This window comes from Streptomyces sp. NBC_00727 (genome assembly GCF_045161745.1).
Lineage (GTDB): Bacteria > Actinomycetota > Actinomycetes > Streptomycetales > Streptomycetaceae > Streptomyces.
The window spans coordinates 3,236,905-3,254,516 of record NZ_CP108981.1 but is presented as its reverse complement, the minus strand read 5'-3'; the positions used below and the strand labels follow the sequence as shown (position 1 = coordinate 3,254,516).

At 71.5% G+C, this 17,612-nt stretch carries 15 protein-coding genes; 13 read left to right on the top strand and 2 right to left on the bottom strand.

Going from position 1 to position 17,612, the window contains the following annotated elements; translation table 11 throughout:
- The first annotated feature begins 178 nt into the window (after nucleotides 1-178).
- The 9 genes from fbaA to OG242_RS14555 all read left to right on the top strand — a co-directional run bounded on the left by fbaA (nucleotide 179) and on the right by OG242_RS14555 (nucleotide 9,634).
- Nucleotides 179-1,201, top strand: a complete 1,023-nt coding sequence (gene fbaA, locus OG242_RS14595; protein WP_405898582.1) for a class II fructose-bisphosphate aldolase — start codon at nucleotides 179-181, stop codon at nucleotides 1,199-1,201.
- A 94-nt stretch (nucleotides 1,202-1,295) separates the two neighbouring features.
- The gene (locus OG242_RS14590; RefSeq protein WP_405898581.1) at nucleotides 1,296-2,462 is read left to right on the top strand and encodes a MalY/PatB family protein; all 1,167 of its coding nucleotides are present in this window, start codon (nucleotides 1,296-1,298) and stop codon (nucleotides 2,460-2,462) included.
- A 111-nt stretch (nucleotides 2,463-2,573) separates the two neighbouring features.
- The gene (locus tag OG242_RS14585; RefSeq protein ID WP_391264739.1) at nucleotides 2,574-2,987 is read left to right on the top strand and encodes a DUF3151 family protein; all 414 of its coding nucleotides are present in this window, start codon (nucleotides 2,574-2,576) and stop codon (nucleotides 2,985-2,987) included.
- Nucleotides 2,988-3,144: 157 nt separating this feature from the next.
- Nucleotides 3,145-3,993 carry a tryptophan 2,3-dioxygenase family protein gene (locus tag OG242_RS14580; RefSeq protein WP_405898580.1) on the top strand — a complete coding sequence of 283 codons (849 nt, stop codon included), beginning with the start codon at nucleotides 3,145-3,147 and terminating at the stop codon, nucleotides 3,991-3,993.
- Entirely contained in the window at nucleotides 3,986-5,182 is a 1,197-nt protein-coding gene (gene kynU / locus OG242_RS14575; RefSeq protein WP_405898579.1) for a kynureninase, read from the top strand. Before OG242_RS14580 ends, kynU begins: the two co-directional genes overlap by 8 nt.
- A 186-nt stretch (nucleotides 5,183-5,368) precedes the next feature.
- Nucleotides 5,369-6,244: an alpha/beta hydrolase family protein gene (locus tag OG242_RS14570; protein ID WP_405898578.1), complete on the top strand. Its 876-nt coding sequence runs from the start codon at nucleotides 5,369-5,371 to the stop codon at nucleotides 6,242-6,244.
- Nucleotides 6,245-6,348: 104 nt separating this feature from the next.
- Nucleotides 6,349-7,659, top strand: coding sequence for a sensor histidine kinase (locus OG242_RS14565; protein ID WP_405898577.1), 1,311 nt, complete (start codon nucleotides 6,349-6,351; stop codon nucleotides 7,657-7,659).
- Nucleotides 7,656-8,333, top strand: a complete 678-nt coding sequence (locus tag OG242_RS14560) for a response regulator (RefSeq protein WP_405898576.1) — start codon at nucleotides 7,656-7,658, stop codon at nucleotides 8,331-8,333. The genes OG242_RS14565 and OG242_RS14560 overlap by 4 nt, the downstream gene beginning before the upstream one ends.
- A gap of 77 nt (nucleotides 8,334-8,410) precedes the next feature.
- Nucleotides 8,411-9,634: a cytochrome P450 gene (locus OG242_RS14555; RefSeq protein WP_405898575.1), complete on the top strand. Its 1,224-nt coding sequence runs from the start codon at nucleotides 8,411-8,413 to the stop codon at nucleotides 9,632-9,634.
- A 31-nt stretch (nucleotides 9,635-9,665) separates the two neighbouring features.
- Here the strand turns inward: OG242_RS14555 and OG242_RS14550 are convergent, their stop codons facing one another.
- A complete protein-coding gene (locus tag OG242_RS14550) occupies nucleotides 9,666-10,517 on the bottom strand; it encodes a diacylglycerol kinase (protein WP_405898574.1) in 852 nt (283 codons plus the stop codon).
- A 186-nt stretch (nucleotides 10,518-10,703) separates the two neighbouring features.
- Between OG242_RS14550 and OG242_RS14545 the strand changes: the two genes are divergently transcribed.
- The 4 genes from OG242_RS14545 to dnaN all read left to right on the top strand — a co-directional run bounded on the left by OG242_RS14545 (nucleotide 10,704) and on the right by dnaN (nucleotide 15,447).
- Nucleotides 10,704-11,987 carry an adenylosuccinate synthase gene (locus OG242_RS14545; RefSeq protein ID WP_405898573.1) on the top strand — a complete coding sequence of 428 codons (1,284 nt, stop codon included), beginning with the start codon at nucleotides 10,704-10,706 and terminating at the stop codon, nucleotides 11,985-11,987.
- Nucleotides 11,988-12,181: 194 nt separating this feature from the next.
- Nucleotides 12,182-13,072 carry a glycoside hydrolase family 19 protein gene (locus OG242_RS14540; protein WP_405901611.1) on the top strand — a complete coding sequence of 297 codons (891 nt, stop codon included), beginning with the start codon at nucleotides 12,182-12,184 and terminating at the stop codon, nucleotides 13,070-13,072.
- A gap of 186 nt (nucleotides 13,073-13,258) precedes the next feature.
- Nucleotides 13,259-14,155 carry a glycoside hydrolase family 19 protein gene (locus OG242_RS14535; protein WP_405898572.1) on the top strand — a complete coding sequence of 299 codons (897 nt, stop codon included), beginning with the start codon at nucleotides 13,259-13,261 and terminating at the stop codon, nucleotides 14,153-14,155.
- 149 nt (nucleotides 14,156-14,304) lie between these two features.
- On the top strand, nucleotides 14,305-15,447 hold the full coding sequence (dnaN, locus tag OG242_RS14530) for a DNA polymerase III subunit beta (RefSeq protein ID WP_405898571.1): 1,143 nt from the start codon (nucleotides 14,305-14,307) through the stop codon (nucleotides 15,445-15,447).
- A 71-nt stretch (nucleotides 15,448-15,518) separates the two neighbouring features.
- Here the strand turns inward: dnaN and OG242_RS14525 are convergent, their stop codons facing one another.
- Nucleotides 15,519-17,510 carry a YncE family protein gene (locus OG242_RS14525; protein ID WP_405898570.1) on the bottom strand — a complete coding sequence of 664 codons (1,992 nt, stop codon included), beginning with the start codon at nucleotides 17,508-17,510 and terminating at the stop codon, nucleotides 15,519-15,521.
- Nucleotides 17,511-17,612: the final 102 nt, after the last annotated feature.

The following is a 17,612-nucleotide window of genomic DNA, read 5'->3' as shown; positions in this document are numbered from 1 at the left end:
GTCGGTTTCACGTGAAACCGACCGCCTTTGTCGTAGTCCCTGCGAACGGGAACCGCCGATCCTGGGGGCACCGCCAGGTGGAGCCGGAACCAGAGTCTGGGAGGATGGGGGCGACGATGACGTCGCCCCCAGGTCAGGGACCCAGCACGCACACCCGCACATCCCAAGGAGCGGACAGATGCCCATCGCAACCCCCGAGGCATACGCCGAGATGCTCGACCGGGCGAAGGCAGGCAAGTTCGCCTACCCGGCCATCAACGTGACGTCGACCCAGACCCTGCACGCCGCCCTGCGCGGCTTCGCGGAGGCCGAGAGCGACGGCATCGTGCAGATCTCGACCGGCGGCGCGGAGTTCCTGGGCGGCCAGTACAACAAGGACATGGTCACGGGCGCCGTCGCGCTGGCCGAGTTCGCGCACATCGTCGCCGCCAAGTACGACATCACCGTCGCGCTGCACACCGACCACTGCCCCAAGGACAAGCTGGACGGCTACGTCCGCCCGCTGATCGACGTCTCCGCCGAGCGCGTCGCCAAGGGTCTGAACCCGCTGTTCCAGTCGCACATGTGGGACGGCTCGGCCGAGACGCTGGCCGACAACCTGGCCATCGGCCAGGAGCTGCTGGCCAAGGCCGCCGCCGCCAAGATCATCCTTGAGGTCGAGATCACCCCGACCGGTGGCGAGGAGGACGGCGTCACCCACGAGATCAACGACGAGCTCTACACGACCGTCGACGACGCGCTGCGCACCGCCGAGGCGCTCGGCCTGGGAGAGAAGGGCCGCTACCTGCTGGCCGCCTCCTTCGGCAACGTGCACGGCGTCTACAAGCCGGGCAACGTCGTCCTGCGTCCGGAGCTCCTCAAGGACCTCCAGGAGGGCGTCGGCGCCAAGTACGGCAAGACCTCCCCGTTCGACTTCGTCTTCCACGGCGGCTCCGGCTCCACCGCCGAGGAGATCTCCACCGCGCTGGAGAACGGCGTCGTGAAGATGAACCTCGACACCGACACCCAGTACGCCTTCACCCGCCCGATCGTGGACCACGTGTTCCGCAACTACGACGGTGTGCTGAAGGTCGACGGCGAGGTCGGCAACAAGAAGGTCTACGACCCGCGCAGCTGGGGCAAGTCCGCCGAGGGCGGCATGGCCAAGCGCGTCACGGAGGCCTGCGCCAACCTGCGCTCCACCGGCACGAAGCTGAAGTAGGTCCGTACGGATGTGTGGCGTGGGCCCGGCACCCCTCGGGGAGCCGGGCCCACGGCATGTCCCGGCCCGGCACGCACGATCTGAGGAAACAGCTGTGAGCACGTCCTACGACTTCGACACCGTGATCGACCGCCGCGGAACCTGGTGCGTCCAGTGGGACGGGGTCGCGGACCGCTTCGGCGTGGACGGCCTGCTGCCGTTCACCATCTCCGACATGGACTTCGAGACGGCTCCCGAGGTGCTGGCCGCCCTCCGGGCCCGGCTCGACCACGGCGTGTTCGGCTACACGGACTGGCGACAGGACGACTTCCGGTCCGCCATCGCCCACTGGTACGCGACCCGCTACGGCACCACGATCGACACCGGCCGGCTGGTCTACGGGCCGTCGGTGCTCAGCCAGTTCTCCCAGCTGCTCCAGATGTGGACGGCGGAGGGCGACGGGGTGGTCCTGCACACCCCCACGTACGACGGTTTCCGCAAGGCGATCCTCGGGCTCGGGCGGGAACTGCGCGGCGTACCGCTCGGGGACACGGACGCGCTGGAGCGGGAGCTCGCGCGGCCGGACAGCAAGGTCCTCGTGGTGTGCTCCCCGCACAACCCGTCCGGCCGGGTCTGGACGGAGGCGGAGCTCGCCGGGATGGCCGCGCTCGCCGCGCGCCACGGGGTGGCGGTGATCAGCGACGAGATCCACGCGGACTTCGTGCACGACGGGCGCCCGCACGTGCCGTGGACCCGGGTGGGCGGCGACGAGCGCTGGGCGGTCATCACCTCCGCCTCGAAGTCGTTCAACTTCCCGGCGCTCACCGGCTCGTACGGGCTCATCGGGCGGCCGGAGGACCGGACCGAGTACCTGCGCCGCATGGAGACGGCGGAGGGCCTCGCCTCACCGGCCGTGCTCTCGCTGACCGCGCACATCGCCGCGTACCGGGAGGGCGGTCCGTGGCTGGACGCGGTGCGCGCGTACGTCGCGGGGAACCTGGCCCTGGTCGCCGAGCGGCTGAACACCGCGTTCCCCGAACTCGCGTGGGAGCCGCCGCAGGCCGGGTACCTGGCCTGGATCGACCTGCGGCGCGCGGGCGTCCGGGACGACGAGGCACTGCAGCGGGTGCTGATCGAGCGGGAACGGGTCGCCGTGATGCCGGGCAGCACGTACGGGGCGGAGGGCTTCGTGCGGCTGAACGTGGGGTGCGCGCGGAGCAAGGTCGAGGCGGGGCTCGACGCGTTGATCCGGGGGGTCGAGGCGGTGCGGGGCGCCGCGTAGCGTCGGATGCGGGTGTTTCGGGGACTCTGCCCCCGGACCCCCGCTCCTCAATCGCCGAAGAGGCTTGGAGCGCGGGCTTGAAGGGGGCGCCGGGCCAGGCACACTGGGAGCATGTCGATCCACGAGAACCTGCTCGGGGGCCCGCCCCCGACCCACCTGCCCGACGACCCGGAGCCGCGCGAGCTGCTCGCCGCGGGCACGGCGCCCACCGATGTCGCCGCGAAGTACCCGACCTCCTCGCTGGCCTGGGCACAGCTCGCCGACGAGGCGTTCGAGGGCGGCCGGGTCATCGAGTCGTACGCCTACGCCCGCACCGGCTACCACCGCGGCCTCGACGCGCTGCGCCGGGCCGGCTGGAAGGGCCACGGCCCGGTGCCGTTCGAGCACGAGCCGAACCGCGGCTTCCTGCGTGCCCTGCACGCCCTCGCGCGGGCCGCGCAGGCGATCGGTGAGCAGGAGGAGTACGAGCGCTGCTCGACGTTCCTGCGCGACTCCTCGCCGACCGCCGCCGAGACCCTCGGCTAGCCCACGCCGTACCGCAGGCCCCGCAGCCACGCACCAGCGGCCGCGGGGCCTGCGCGTGTCCGGGGGTGGCGTTTAGGATGCGAACAGGGGACCGGAGCTCCACTTCCTGATGGAAGGGGCGGACCGCTACCCGGAAGCTCGTGTCGAGGAGACAGCGATGTCGACGATTCCCCCCGACCCCGAAGCCACCGGTGCGGCGACCCCGCACCTCGACTTCGCGGGCACGACTCCGTACGAGGACTATGTCCAGGCGGATGTCCTGACCCACCTCCAGCACCTGCGCTCGGACGATCCCGGCGAGATGGTCTTCCTGGTCACCACCCAGGTCATGGAGCTGTGGTTCACCGTCATCGTCCACGAGTGGGAGGCCGCCGCGCACGCGATGCGCGAGGACCGCCTGGACGTCGCGCAGGACGCGCTGAAGCGGTCCCTGCGCGAGCTGGAGGCCCTGAACGCCTCCTGGACGCCGCTCGCCCAGCTCACCCCCGCCCAGTTCAACTCCTACCGGTCCTCGCTCGGCGAGGGTTCCGGTTTCCAGTCGGCGATGTACCGGCGGATGGAGTTCCTGCTCGGTGACAAGTCCGCGTCCATGCTGGTGCCGCACCGGGGCGCGCCCCGCGTCCACGCCGAGCTGGAGAAGGCCCTCGCGGAGCCGGGCCTGTACGACGAGGCCCTCGCCCTGCTCGCCCGGCGCGGGCACGCGATCCCCGAGTCCGTGCTCGGCCGGGACCTGACCCGGAAGTACGAGCCGTCGCCCGAGGTCGAGGCCGTCTGGGCGGAGATCTACGCCAACCCCGACCAGAACGACGAGCTGGTCCGCCTCGGCGAGGTGCTCACCGATGTCGGCGAGCTGGTCTGGCGATGGCGCAACGACCACCTGCTCGCCACCCGGCGGGCCATGGGCTCCAAGACCGGCACCGGTGGCTCGGCCGGCGTGGCCTGGCTGGAGAAACGCGCCACGAAGAACGTCTTCCCCGAGCTCTGGACGGCCCGCAGCCATGTCTGACCTGAAGGAGCGCGCACAGGCGCTCGACACCGAGGACGCCCTCGCGCCGCTGCGCGACCTGTTCACCCTCGACGACACCGTCTACCTCGACGGCAACTCGCTCGGCGCGCTGCCGCGCCACGTGCCCGCCCGGGTGCAGGAGGTCATCACCCGCGAGTGGGGCGAGCTGCGCATCCGGTCCTGGGGCGAGAGCGGCTGGTGGACGGCGCCGGAACGGATCGGTGACCGCATCGCCCCGATCGTCGGTGCGGCGGCCGGCCGGATCGTCGTCGGGGACTCGACGAGTGTGAACGTCTTCAAGGCCCTCGTGGCCGCGACCCGGCTGGCGCCGGAGGGCCGCGACGAGATCCTGGTCGACGCGCAGACGTTCCCCACCGACGGCTACATCGCCGCTTCGGCGGCCCGGATGACCGGCCACCGGATCGTCCCGGTCGCCCCCGCCGACGTACCGGACGCGCTGAGGCCGCGGACCGCCGCCGTCCTGCTCAACCACGTCGACTACCGCTCGGGCCGGCTGCACGACCTGCCGGGGCTGACCGCCGCGGTGCGGGCCGCGGGCGCGATCGCCGTCTGGGACCTGTGCCACAGCGCGGGCGCGCTCCCCGTCGGCCTGGACGAGCACGGCGTGGACCTGGCGGTCGGCTGCACGTACAAGTACCTCAACGGCGGTCCCGGTTCGCCCGCCTACCTGTACGTCGCCGAGCGCCACCAGGCGGCCTTCGACTCGCCCCTGCCGGGGTGGACGTCGCACGCCGACCCGTTCACGATGACGCCCGGCTACACCCCGGCCGACGGCGCGGTCCGGGGCCGCGTCGGCACGCCCGACATCCTGTCCATGCTGGCCCTGGAGGCGTCCCTCGACGTCTGGGACGGCGTCGGGATCGACGCGGTCCGGGCGAAGTCCCTGGCCCTGACGGACTTCTTCCTGGAGTGCGTCGAGGCGTACGCCCCCGAGGGCCGGGTCACCTCGGTGACCCCGGCCGCCCACGCGGAACGGGGCAGCCAGGTCGCGCTGCGGTGCGACGACGCCGAGGCCGTGATGGCCGAGCTGATCGCGCGCGGCGTCGTCGGGGACCTGCGCCGGCCGGATGTGCTGCGGTTCGGTTTCACACCGCTGTACGTGGGGTTCGCCGACGCCGAACGCGCGGCACGGGTGCTCGCGGAGGTTCTGGGCGCTCCGGCGGCGTAGGCTGCCGCATCCGTCCGGTGACCGGCTCGCCCCGGTCACCGGACGGCGCCGTGCGGGGCCGGCGCGTGAGGGCTTCGGCGCGGCGCCCGGGGAGCCGCTTCCCGGTGCGCGGGCCCGGCTCCCGTACTGGTACCGTCCCCGCAGGTCAGGCCAGTTGGGCCGGATGACAGGGAGGGTGGGAGCAGGATGTCGGACTCTGCCGCGCGCGAGCGGGACGCCGCCGAGACCGAATCGGCCTTCTCGCATCCGGCCGTCGCCCCGGACGCCTCCGCCGCCTACGGCAGCCACCCGGACCAGGTCATCGACTTCTACGCCCCGCGCGGGGGCCGCACCGGGGCGCCCGTCGTGGTCCTGCTGCACGGCGGCGCGTGGCGGGCCCCGTACGACCGGGCCCATGTGTCGCCGTTCGCGGACTTCCTGGCCCGGCGCGGGTTCGCCGTCGCCAGTGTCGAGTACCGGCGCGGCAGCGAGCTTCCGCAGCAGCGCGGGACCGGGCCCGTCGCGGGGCGCTGGCCGGAGACCTTCGACGACGTCGCCGCCGCGATGGACGCGTTGCCGGAGCTGCTGGCCCGGGAGCTGCCGGCGGCGGACGGCCGCCGGATCGTCGTCACCGGGCACTCGGCGGGCGGACAGCTGGCCCTGTGGGCCGCCGCCCGGCACGTCCTGCCGGAGGGGTCGCCGTGGCGGCTGCCGAGGCCGCCCGCGCTGCGCGGTGTGGTGGCCCTCGCGCCGATCGCGGACTTCGCCTCGGCGGCCGCACTCGACGTGTGCTCGGGGGCGGTCGGGCAGCTCCTGGGGCCGGCGGGGGACTTCGCCGAGCGGAGCGCGTACGCGGACCCGGCGCGGCTGCTGCCCACGGGCATCGCGACCGTCGTCGTCCAGGGCACCACGGACCTGACGGTGCCGACGGCCGTCTCCGAGGCGTTCGTGGACACCGCGGCGAAGGAGGGCGAGACGGTGGGGCTGACGCTGCTGCCGGACGTCGGCCACTTCCCGCTGATCGACCCGGCCGCCGACGCGTGCGCGGTGGTCGCGGAGGAGATCGCCCAGCTCGCCTGGTAGGCCGCGCGGTGCCCGTACGGTGCGCGTGTAGTACTTGCGACGGACGGCCGGGAATCCGTATCGGGGCCGACGACCCGGCCCGCCGGTCCGCCTACCGTGGAGGCGTGACCGAGACCAAGACCAGAAGCCCGGAGTTCCGGCTCGCCGAGGGTGCGATCGAAGACCTGCGGCAGGACCTCTTCCAGGAAGCGTTCGCCTACCGGTCGATGGCGCCGATGCGCACCGACGGGCGCCTGACCCGGCGGCTGCCGGGGCGGCTCGGGGCCGGGGCCGTGTGGATACCGCACGCGATGGTGCTGGGCGCCGCGCTGATCACCTTCATGGCGGGGTTCACCGATACGGGCAACGCCGGCGTCCTGCTGTCCGGGCTGCTGCCCGCCATCTGTGTGGCGATGACGCTGATCAGGCCGGTCGGGGCGTTCTGGATGTCCATGGCGCTGATGCCGGTGAGCGCGGTCCTGGGCGGCGAAGGGCCGTGGGGGGCGAGCACCTTCTTCTCCCACCTGGTGGTGCTGTTCGTCGTGGCGGCCAGGACCCGGCCGCGCACCGCTGCCTGGATGTGGGCGCTCACGCTGCTGCTGGGGCTCGTCGTCGAGTGCGTCGTCACCGGCGGGAGCGGCGGGTCGAGCACCGCGGGCATGGCGGTGGCCTCGGCGTTCGCGCTGCTCGTGGTGAGCCTGGTCCAGATCCGGCGGGAGGCGCAGCGCGAGGTCACCGTGCAGCGCACCGTGACCGCCGTCGAGCGCGACCGGCGGACGCTGCTGGAGGAGCGCACCACGATCGCCCGTGAACTGCACGACGTGGTCGCCCACCACATGTCCGTCGTCGCCATCCAGGCCGAGGCCGCCCCGTACCGGGTGGAGAACCCGCCGCCGGAGCTGGAGCAGGCCTTCGTCACGATCCGGGAGAACGCCGTGGCCGCGCTCACCGAACTGCGCCGGGTGCTCGGCGTCGTCCGGGCCGACGACTACGAGGCACCGGACGCGCCGCAGCCCACCCTCGCCGACCTCGACCGGCTGCTCGCCAACGTCGGGGACGCGGGCCTGGTGACGGAGAAGGCGGTGACCGGCGCGGTGCGCGAACTGCCACAGGGCGTCGAGCTGTCGGCGTACCGGATCATCCAGGAAGCGCTCAGCAACAGCCTGCGGCACGCCCCGGGCGCCACCGCGAGAGTCGAGATCGGCTACGTCCTGGGCGGCCTCGGCCTGCGCGTCGTGAACGGGCCGCCGACCGCTCCGGTGAAGCCGTCGCCGGGGGCCGGGCACGGCATCACCGGGATGCGGGAGCGGGTCGCGATGCTGAACGGTGAGATGACCGCCGAGGCCACCGCGGAGGGCGGTTACGAGGTCACGGCCTTCATACCGGCTCAGCCCACCGGGTCCGACGCGTCCGGCGCCGCAGTGGAGCAGGCATGACGACGCCGCCCACCGCCCCGATCCGGGTCCTGATCGTCGACGACCAGATGATGGTCCGCGAGGGCTTCTCGGTCCTGCTCAACGCCATGCCGGGCATCGAGGTCGTCGGCGAGGCGGTGAACGGCCGGGAGGCCGTCACCCGGGTCGCCGCACTCCGCCCCGACGTGGTGCTGATGGACATCCGTATGCCCGAGCTCAACGGCATCGAGGCGACCCGCGAGATCGTCGCCGCCGACGGGGACGCGAAGGTCCTGGTCCTCACCACCTTCGACCTGGACGAGTACGTCTACCAGGCGCTGCGCGCGGGCGCCTCCGGCTTCCTCCTCAAGGACGCGTCGGCCCGCCAGCTCGCCGACGGCGTACGCGTGGTCGCTTCCGGCGAGGCGCTGCTGGCCCCGACGGTCACCCGGCGCCTGATCACCGAGTTCTCCAGACTGGCGTCGGCCCCGCGCCCCCCGGCCCTCGCCCGGATCGGTGACCTCACCGAACGCGAGACGGAGGTGCTCGTCCTGATCGCCCAGGGCCTCTCCAACGCGGAGATCGCCGCACACCTGATCGTCGCCGAGTCGACGATCAAGACCCACGTGAGCCGCATCCTGGTCAAACTCGGCCTCCGGGACCGCACCCAGGCCGCCGTCTTCGCCTACGAGGCGCGCCTGGTCACGCCTTCCTGAGCACGGCGGCCCCGGCCCCGGCGGCCCTGGCCCCGGCGGGGCTGGCCCGCTCCGGGGCGGCCGGTTAGCGTCGGACCATGGAACAGCCCAGCGCCTCCCCCGCCCCGTTCGACCCCTGGTCGGCGGCGTTCGTCGCCGATCCGTACCCCGCCTACGCCGAACTGCGGGCCACCGGCCGGGCGCACTACTTCGAGGCCACCGACCAGTGGCTCGTCCCGCACTACGCCGACGTGTCGGCCCTGCTGCGTGACCGGCGGCTGGGGCGCACGTATCTGCACCGGTTCACGCACGAGGAGTTCGGCCGGACGCCGCCTCCCCCGGAGCACGAGCCGTTCGAGACGCTCAACGGGCAGGGGCTGCTGGATCTCGAACCGCCGGACCACACCCGCATCCGGCGCCTGGTGTCCAAGGCGTTCACCCCGCGCACCGTCGAACAGCTCGTCCCCACCGTCCAGCGGCTGGCCGCCGGACTCGTCGACGATTTCGTCGAGCAGGGCGGGGGCGACCTGCTCTCGGCCGTCGCCGAGCCGCTGCCCGTCGCCGTGATCGCCGAGATGCTCGGCATCCCGGAGTCCGACCGTGCACCGCTGCGACCCTGGTCCGCCGCGATCTGCGGGATGTTCGAGCTCAACCCGTCCGAGGACACCGCCCGCGCAGCCGTCCGTGCCTCCCTCGAGTTCTCCGCGTATCTGCGCGAGCTGATCGCCGAGCGGAGGGCGAACCCGGGCCCGGACCTCATCTCCGCCCTCGTCGCCGCCCACGACGAGGGCGAGCGGCTGACCGAGCAGGAGATGGTCTCCACCTGCGTCCTCCTCCTGAACGCCGGGCACGAGGCGACGGTCAACACCACGGTCAACGGCTGGTGGACGCTGCTGCGCCACCCCGAGCAGCTGGCCGCCCTCCGGGCCGACCACGGGCTTCTGCCCACGGCGCTGGAGGAGCTGATGCGGTACGACACCCCCCTGCAGATGTTTGAGCGCTGGGTGCTGGACGACATCGAGATCGACGGCACGGTCATCCCGCGGGGCTCCGAGGTGGCCCTGCTCTTCGGCTCCGCCAACCGCGACCCGGCCCGCTTCACCGACCCGGACACCCTCGACCTCGCCCGGCGGGAGAACCCGCACATCACCTTCGGCGCCGGCATCCACTTCTGCCTGGGCGCCCCGCTGGCCCGTGTCGAGCTGGCCGCCTCCTTCGGTGAGCTGCTGCGTAAGGCCCCCGGCCTGCGACTGGCCGCCGAACCGGAGTGGAACCCGGGCTACGTCATCCGGGGTCTGAAGGAGCTGCGGGTCGAGGTGTGAGCCCGGGGGCGGCGAACCTGCCCCCGCCCCGCTACCGCGCCGGAAGCATCAGCCCCCAGGCCCCCGCCCGTACCGTCCACGTCCGCGTCCGCACCGGCCCCGCGACCTGTATGTCCGCCCGGTAGCGGAAGTCAGCCCCCGAGACCGTGACGGCCTTGGCCTCCGTGGTGACCGGGGCGGCGTCCGGCGCGTCGATGGTCACGGCCGCCACGCCGTCGTCACCGCACCCGGAGGTCACCGTCACCGAGGCGACCGGGCGGTCCAGGTCGTTCAGCACGACGCCGTCGGCCTCCACACGCAGCCGGTGCGTCGGGGACGCGGCGGGCGGTTCCGGGGGCGCGGGGCGTACCAGGGTGCGCACCAGGGAGCGGCAGGTGTCCCAGACGGCGGTCACACCCGAGCGGTCGGTCCCCGTGCCCGGGGCGCTGTTCAGCGCGGGGATGCGCAGCGCGCCCAGGACCACGCCGTCGCTGTCGTCGACGAGCAGGTCCAGCCGGCGCACCGCCCCGTCCAGCGCCGTGCGCGCGGCCGCGACGGCGCCGTTCGGTACGCCGAGCGAGTGAGCCAGTTCCAGGGCGTCCGAGGCGCCGACCGGGACGAGCGACAGCGCGCTCATCGCAGGTTCCCGCTCCCGGTGCAGCAGGGACACCGCACGTCGCAGCGCCCGGTCGTCGCCGATCACCACCGGCCGCCTGCCGCCCCGGCGGGCCAGCGCCCGGGCGAATTCCCCGGGGCTGTCCGGGAAGCAGATCTTGGCGTGCGAGCCGGCGCTCAGCACGTCCTTCGCGATGCGTACGGATTCGCCGTCCGTGCGGCGGGCGACCGGATCGACCACCACCAGCAGATGGGGCGCGCCGTTACCGGGGGGCTGGGCAGCCGACACCTCGGACCTTCCTCGGGTAGCATCTTGGTGCAAGAGCCCCTTGCGCTATTGCGCCAGGGGTTTCGTCTATTCCGGGGCACCCGGTTCGACGGTTCGGACTGTGCCGTACAACGACGTACGGCACGTACGGCGTTTTCGTACGCCCCCTGACCTTGGACATGCCCCGCCCGGAAGGGGTGTACGCCTGTGCCCGCACTTGTGCTGCTCGGTGCTCAGTGGGGTGACGAGGGCAAGGGAAAGGCCACCGACCTGCTCGGTGGATCCGTGGACTACGTGGTGCGCTACCAGGGCGGCAACAACGCCGGCCACACGGTCGTCGTCGGCGACCAGAAGTACGCACTGCATCTCCTCCCCTCCGGCATCCTGTCACCGGGGTGTACCCCGGTCATCGGTAACGGTGTCGTCGTCGACCCGGCGGTCCTGCTCTCCGAGCTGAGTGGGCTCAACGACCGCGGCGTGGACACGTCCAAGCTGCTGATCAGCGGCAACGCTCATTTGATCACCCCGTACAACGTCACCGTCGACAAGGTGACGGAACGGTTCCTCGGCAAGCGCAAGATCGGCACCACCGGGCGCGGCATCGGCCCGACGTACGCCGACAAGATCAACCGGGTCGGCATCCGCGTCCAGGACCTCTACGACGAGTCGATCCTGGAGCAGAAGGTCGAGGCGGCCCTGGAGCAGAAGAACCAGCTTCTGGCCAAGGTCTTCAACCGGCGCGCCATCGAGGCCGGCAAGGTCGTCGAGGACATGCTCCAGTACGCGGAGCAGATCAAGCCGTACGTCGCCGACACGACGCTCGTCCTGAACAACGCCATCGACGAGGGCAAGGTCGTCCTGTTCGAGGGCGGCCAGGGCACGCTGCTCGACGTCGACCACGGCACATACCCGTTCGTGACCTCGTCGAACCCGACCGCGGGCGGCGCCTGCACCGGTGCAGGCGTCGGTCCGACCAAGATCAGCCGGGTCATCGGCATCCTCAAGGCGTACACCACCCGCGTCGGCGCCGGTCCGTTCCCGACGGAGCTGCTCGACGAGGACGGCGAGGCGCTGCGCCGGATCGGCGGCGAGCGCGGTGTCACCACCGGCCGTGACCGCCGGTGCGGCTGGTTCGACGCGGTCATCGCGCGGTACGCGACCCGGGTCAACGGCCTCACCGACTTCTTCCTCACCAAGCTGGACGTGCTGACCGGCTGGGAGCAGATCCCGGTGTGCGTGGCGTACGAGATCGACGGCAAGCGCGTCGAGGAGCTCCCGTACAACCAGACCGACTTCCACCACGCGAAGCCGGTCTACGAGATGCTCCCGGGCTGGTCCGAGGACATCACCAAGGCGAAGACGTTCGCCGACCTGCCGAAGAACGCGCAGGCGTACGTGAAGGCGCTGGAGGAGATGTCCGGCGCCCCGATCTCCGCGATCGGTGTCGGCCCCGGCCGTACCGAGACCATCGAGATCAACCCGTTCCTGTAGACACGCGGGTACGCGGGAGGGCCGGGGCGGCGATTGAGCCCCGGCCCTCCCGCACGTGCGGTCACGGCGACTCCGGCTGGTCTAGACCTTGACAGGTCCAGACCAGCGGCGGTTGGGTGCAGGGATGCCTGCACGGCCCGCCCGCCGAGGTGTGCGGCGAGCCATGCCCGTCCTCGTCGAAGGAGTGAGCAGCGCTGAACCGCATCAAGAGCATCCTGACCGTACTGGGCGCAGTCGTCGCGACGGCGGTCTTTCTGCCCGGGGCCGCCACCGCCGCGCCGGCCGCCGCAGACACCGGCGGCTCCGCCTCGTGCGCGCCCCTGTGGGACTCCTCGACCGCCTACTCGGCCGGTGGCGCGGTCTCGCACCACGGCCGCAACTGGACGGCGAAGTGGTGGACGCGGAACGAGAATCCGGGTGCCGCCACCGTCTGGGCGGACGCGGGCGCCTGTACGGGAGGGGTCTCGGACTTCGTCATCAGTGAGGCGGAGTTCGACGAGATCTTCCCCGAGCGCGACCCCTTCTACACGTACCAGGGCCTGATCGACGCGCTGCACGCGTACCCGCGGTTCGCGAACACCGGGACCGAGCAGACCAGGGCCCGGGAGGCCGCGGCCTTCCTGACGCACGCCGACTTCGAGTCGGTCGGCCTGCGGTACGTGAAGGAGATCAACGAGGCCAACTACTGGATCAAGTGCGACTACAGCCAGCTGTTCGGCTGCCCGGCCGGTCAGTCCGCGTACTACGGGCGGGGGCCGATCATGTTCAGCTGGAACTTCAACTACAAGGCGGCCGGGGACGCCCTCGGGCTCGACCTGCTCAACGACCCGTGGATGGTGGAGCGCGATCCGTCGGTCGCCTGGCAGACCGCGCTCTGGTACTGGAACACCCAGAACGGTCCCGGGACCATGACGTCCCATGACGCCATGGTCGGCGGCGCGGGCTTCGGCGAGACCATCCGTTCGCTCAACGGCTCGCTGGAGTGCAACGGCGGCAACCCCGGCTCGGTGCAGGCACGGGCCGCCAAGTACGAGCACATCACCGACGTCATCGGCGTCGACCCGGGCTCGCGACTCACCTGCTGACGCCTGCTCAAACCTCGGGGCCGCCGCCATCCCGCATCGTGGACAGGTCCCGGGGTTCTTCCCTCGGGAGTGCCCTCATTGTTGGTCTAGACCTTGACAGGTTCAGACCAACCGCGCTTGAGTGACGGCAACCCCCCACAGCGGTGTACCGCGACGACCGGTGCGCCGCGCCGAAGGAGTGTGCAGATGTTCCGACGCATCATGGGCCTGCTCGCCGCGCTGGGCGCGGTCGTCGCCGGGCTCGTCGTACTTCCCGCCACCACCGCGTCGGCCGCCGACTGCGCGGCCGCCTGGAACGCCTCGTCCGTCTACACGGGCGGGGGCTCCGCCTCGTACAACGGGCACAACTGGACCGCCAAGTGGTGGACGCAGAACGAGAAGCCCGGCAGCTCCGACGTCTGGGCCGACAAGGGAGCGTGCGGAAGCGGCGGCGGCACGGACCCGGGTGACCCGGGCTCGTCCTCCGGCTTCGTGGTCAGCGAGGCGCAGTTCAACCAGATGTTCCCCGGCCGCAGTTCCTTCTACACGTACAGCGGGCTGGTCGCCGCCCTGGACGCCTACCCGGGCTTCGCCAACACCGGCAGCGACACCGTCAAGAAGCAGGAGGCCGCGGCCTTCCTCGCCAACGTCAGCCACGAGACCGGCGGACTGGTGTACATCGTCGAGCAGAACACCGCCAACTACCCGCACTACTGCGACAGCAGCCAGCCCTACGGCTGCCCGGCGGGCCAGTCCGCGTACTACGGGCGCGGACCGATCCAGCTCAGCTGGAACTTCAACTACAAGGCCGCGGGCGACGCCCTCGGTATCGACCTGCTGGGCAACCCCTACCTGGTCGAGCAGAACGCCGCCGTGGCCTGGAAGACCGGCCTCTGGTACTGGAACACCCAGAACGGCCCCGGCACCATGACGGCCCACAACGCCATGGTGAACGGTGCCGGCTTCGGCGAGACGATCCGCTCCATCAACGGCTCGATCGAGTGCAACGGCGGCAACCCCGCCCAGGTCCAGAGCCGTATCAACAAGTACCAGGCGTTCACCCAGATCCTCGGCACCACGCCCGGATCCAACCTGAGCTGCTGACCAGCGCTTTCATCCGGCGAATTCACACGTGTGGGGGACGCCCCCGGCCTCGCGGCCGGGGGCGTCCCCCGCCTCGTTGTCAGTGGTGGCCTCTAGCGTCGCCATCGTCGGGACCGCAGGCGGTCGGCGCACGAGGAGAGGTCACCACGATGGAGTTCCGGATCGAACGAGGCGAGCTGACGGACGCCGTCGCCTGGGCCGCCCGCGTGCTGCCCACCAGATCGCCCGTGCCCGTCCTGGGCGGCCTGCTGCTGGAGGCGGCGGACGGCAGGCTGAGCATCTCCGGCCTGGACTACGAGGCGTCCGCCCGCATCGAGATCGGGGCCCGGACCGAACGGGCCGGGAAGGTCCTGGTCATGGGCCGCCGCCTGCTCGACGTGTGCAAGGTGCTGCCCGACGGGCCGGTGGAGTGCGCGGTCGAGGGCTCGCGGTTCACGGTCACGGGCGGCGGCGCCGGATTCGGCCTGTCGGTCCTCCCGCTCGACGACTACCCCGCGCTGCCGCCGCTGCCGGAAGTCCTCGGCGAGGTCGACGGGCAGGAGTTCGCGGCAGCCGTCGCCGATGTCTCGGTGGCCGCCGGCCGGGACGACACCCTCCCCACGCTCACCGGGATCCGTCTGGGGCTCGACGGCGAGCGCATGACCCTGGCCGCCACGGACCGCTACCGTTTCGCGGTCCGTACGCTCGGCTGGCGGCCCGCCACGCAGGGCGTCACGGCCGACGTCGTCGTCTCGGCCCGTCGGCTCAGCGAGATCGCCCGCTCGGTCGGCGCCCGCCCCGGCGCGCTCCGCCTCGCCCTGGACAGCGGCTCGGCCGGCTTCGAGCGCGAGTCCATGCGCACCACGGTCCGGCTGCTCGACGGCCGGCTCCCGCGCCACGACAAGCTGTTCGTGCTGGACAGCCCGGTCAAGGCGGTGACGGAGCGCGAGCCACTGGTCGAGGCCGTGAAGCGGGTCGCGGTGGTGGCGGACGGCGACAGCCCGCTCCAGTTCGCCTTCGAGGCGGGCTCCGTCCTGCTCCGGGCCGGTTACGAGGACGACGTGGCCTCCCAGCGCCTGCCCGCCGGACTCCTGGGCGCCGAAGAGATCACCGTCGCGTTCAACCCGTCGTACCTGATGGACGCGCTGGCCTCGTTCGACACCCCGGTCGTCCGCTTCCAGCTCATCGGCCAGGGCCAGCGCGCCATGATCACCGGGCACCCGGACCACGAGGACGCGGCGGCCGCGGCGGACGGCGTGGGGGACACGGTCCACCAGCACCTGCTCATGTCCGTGCGACCGATGGTTCAGTGAGCACGACGGCTGCGGAGCCGGGGAAGGCTGCCCTCCCCGGCCCCGCGTTCACAACGTCCGGGAAACCCGGATCACTTGGTGAAGATGAAGTACTTCCACGCGCCGTGCGTCGTCGTGTTCACGTTGTCGCCCGACGAGTCGTTCACGTAGGACGCGCGGACCCGCATCCGGTAGCCCGTCTCATGGGTGCCGGTCAGCGTCACGTTGGTCCTCCCGGCGGTGCCCAGCTTGAAGTACTGCGAGCCCGCGTCGTACCACTTGCCCTGGTAGTAGAGCTCCAGGGACAGGCGGAACTTGCGGTTCTTGTAGTAGCTCATCGTCGTGGCGAAGACCGGGTTGGTCTTCTTGTGGAAGTAGGCGTACGACTGCGAGCCGATCTTCGCCGTCCGGTACTGCTTGGAGACCGAGGTCGAGACCTTCACCTTCGCGTAGGCGACCGAGGCGACCGTCTTGGACGCGGAGCGGCCGTCGCCCTTGAAGACGGCGGTGACGGTCGTGTCCCGGGTCATGTCGACGGTCGTGGACAGGTTGCCCTTGGAGTTGACCTTGCCGGTCTTCACCAGCTTCTTCGGCTTGTCCTTGCCGTACGGGTCCACCCAGAGCTCGACGGTGCGGTTCTTGTACGTCTTGCCGAGGTGCGCGGTGAACGAGACGTCGGTCCCGTAGGAGTAGACCGCCTTGTTGCGGTTCAGCGTCAGCGAGGTGGCTGTCCGGGAGACGGCGACCTTGTCGCTGCCCGACGCCGCGGAGTGCGCGGCGTCCCCGGCGTAGGAGACCTTGTACGTGACCGTGCCGCCCGCGGACGGGGTGTCACCGAAGGAGAACGTGCCGTCCGACTTCAGCTTCACGGCGGCCAGCGCCTTGCCCTTGGGGGACTCGATGTCGGTACGCGTCACCTTCGCCACGGCGCCCGACGCGAAGGCACCGTCCGACTTCACCTTGCCGGTCACGGTGAGCTTCTTGCCGCGGGTCGCCTTCGCCGGAGCGCTGACCGTCACCGTCGTCCGGTACTTGACCGGGTCGGTGAGCACCCGCAGCGAGCGGACGCCCGCGCTGTTGACCGTGACGGCGAACAGCCTGCTGGTGTCCGGTGCCCAGGCCAGGCCGGACGGGTCCAGGGTGTCCGAGCCGCTGCTGTTCCCGGTGTTGGGGAAGTCGTACGTCCGGACCGGCTTCTTGGTCGAGCCCTGCTTGTAGATGTACACGTCCGGCTCGTACCAGCCGTCGATGCCGGCGGCGACCGTCCCGTCCGGGGCGATGTCGACCGCGTTGGGATACGCGTCCGACGGATAGGCGATCGTCGGTGCCAGGTCCGTGGTGCTGTACGCCTGGTGGACGTACGGGGCGCCGCTGGCGACCAGGAGCTGGGTCCCGTCCGGGCTGAGCGCGAGGTCGTGCATGTTGGCGCCGTTTGTGCTCGTCGACGCGGTCCGGACGGCCGTCCCCGAGGCCACGTCATAGACAGCCAGGTCGGTCGGGCTCTGGGTCTCGATACCGGCGGCCAGCACATCGGGCGCCCCCGGGGTCGAGGCCAGTGTCGGCGCCGCGTACCAGGTGCCGTTGGTGTCCTGCTCCAGCGCCACCACCGGCTCGGCGCCGGACAGGTCGAGCGACCCGATGTGGCCCTGGCCGGCGGAGCCGTAGCCGAACCAGAGCTTGCCGCCGGCCAGCGCCGGGAACTTCGGGTCCGTGCCGTCCCCCGTCGCGTACCGGGCGGACACCTTGAGTGCCGCCGTGTCGATCGTGACGATGGCATCGGAGCCCGGTACGGCGGCGTACAACGTGTCCGAGTCCGCGGACAGTTCGAGTCCGGTCACCCCCGGCAGTGAGTTGATCTTCGCGATGACCGTGCCGCTGTAATCGGCGACGACGACCTTGCCCCCGGCCGGGTCACTGATGAAGACGCGCTTGTGCACGCCGTCGGCGACGATGTCGCCGACGGATGCGGCGGCGATGACCTTGCTGGAGTCGGCGGCGGCCGGGTTGGCCGCGCCACCGATCAGTACAACTGAGCTGAAGAGCACCGCGATCGTGGTCGCGGCGGAGATTCTGCGCGTACGCAAGATGGTGTCTACCCCCACGGTGAAGGGACCGCCCGGCACCTGGAGACGAGAGAGGTGCGCGGTCCGGATCGCAGGTTATGACATGCGGGTGACAACTCGTAC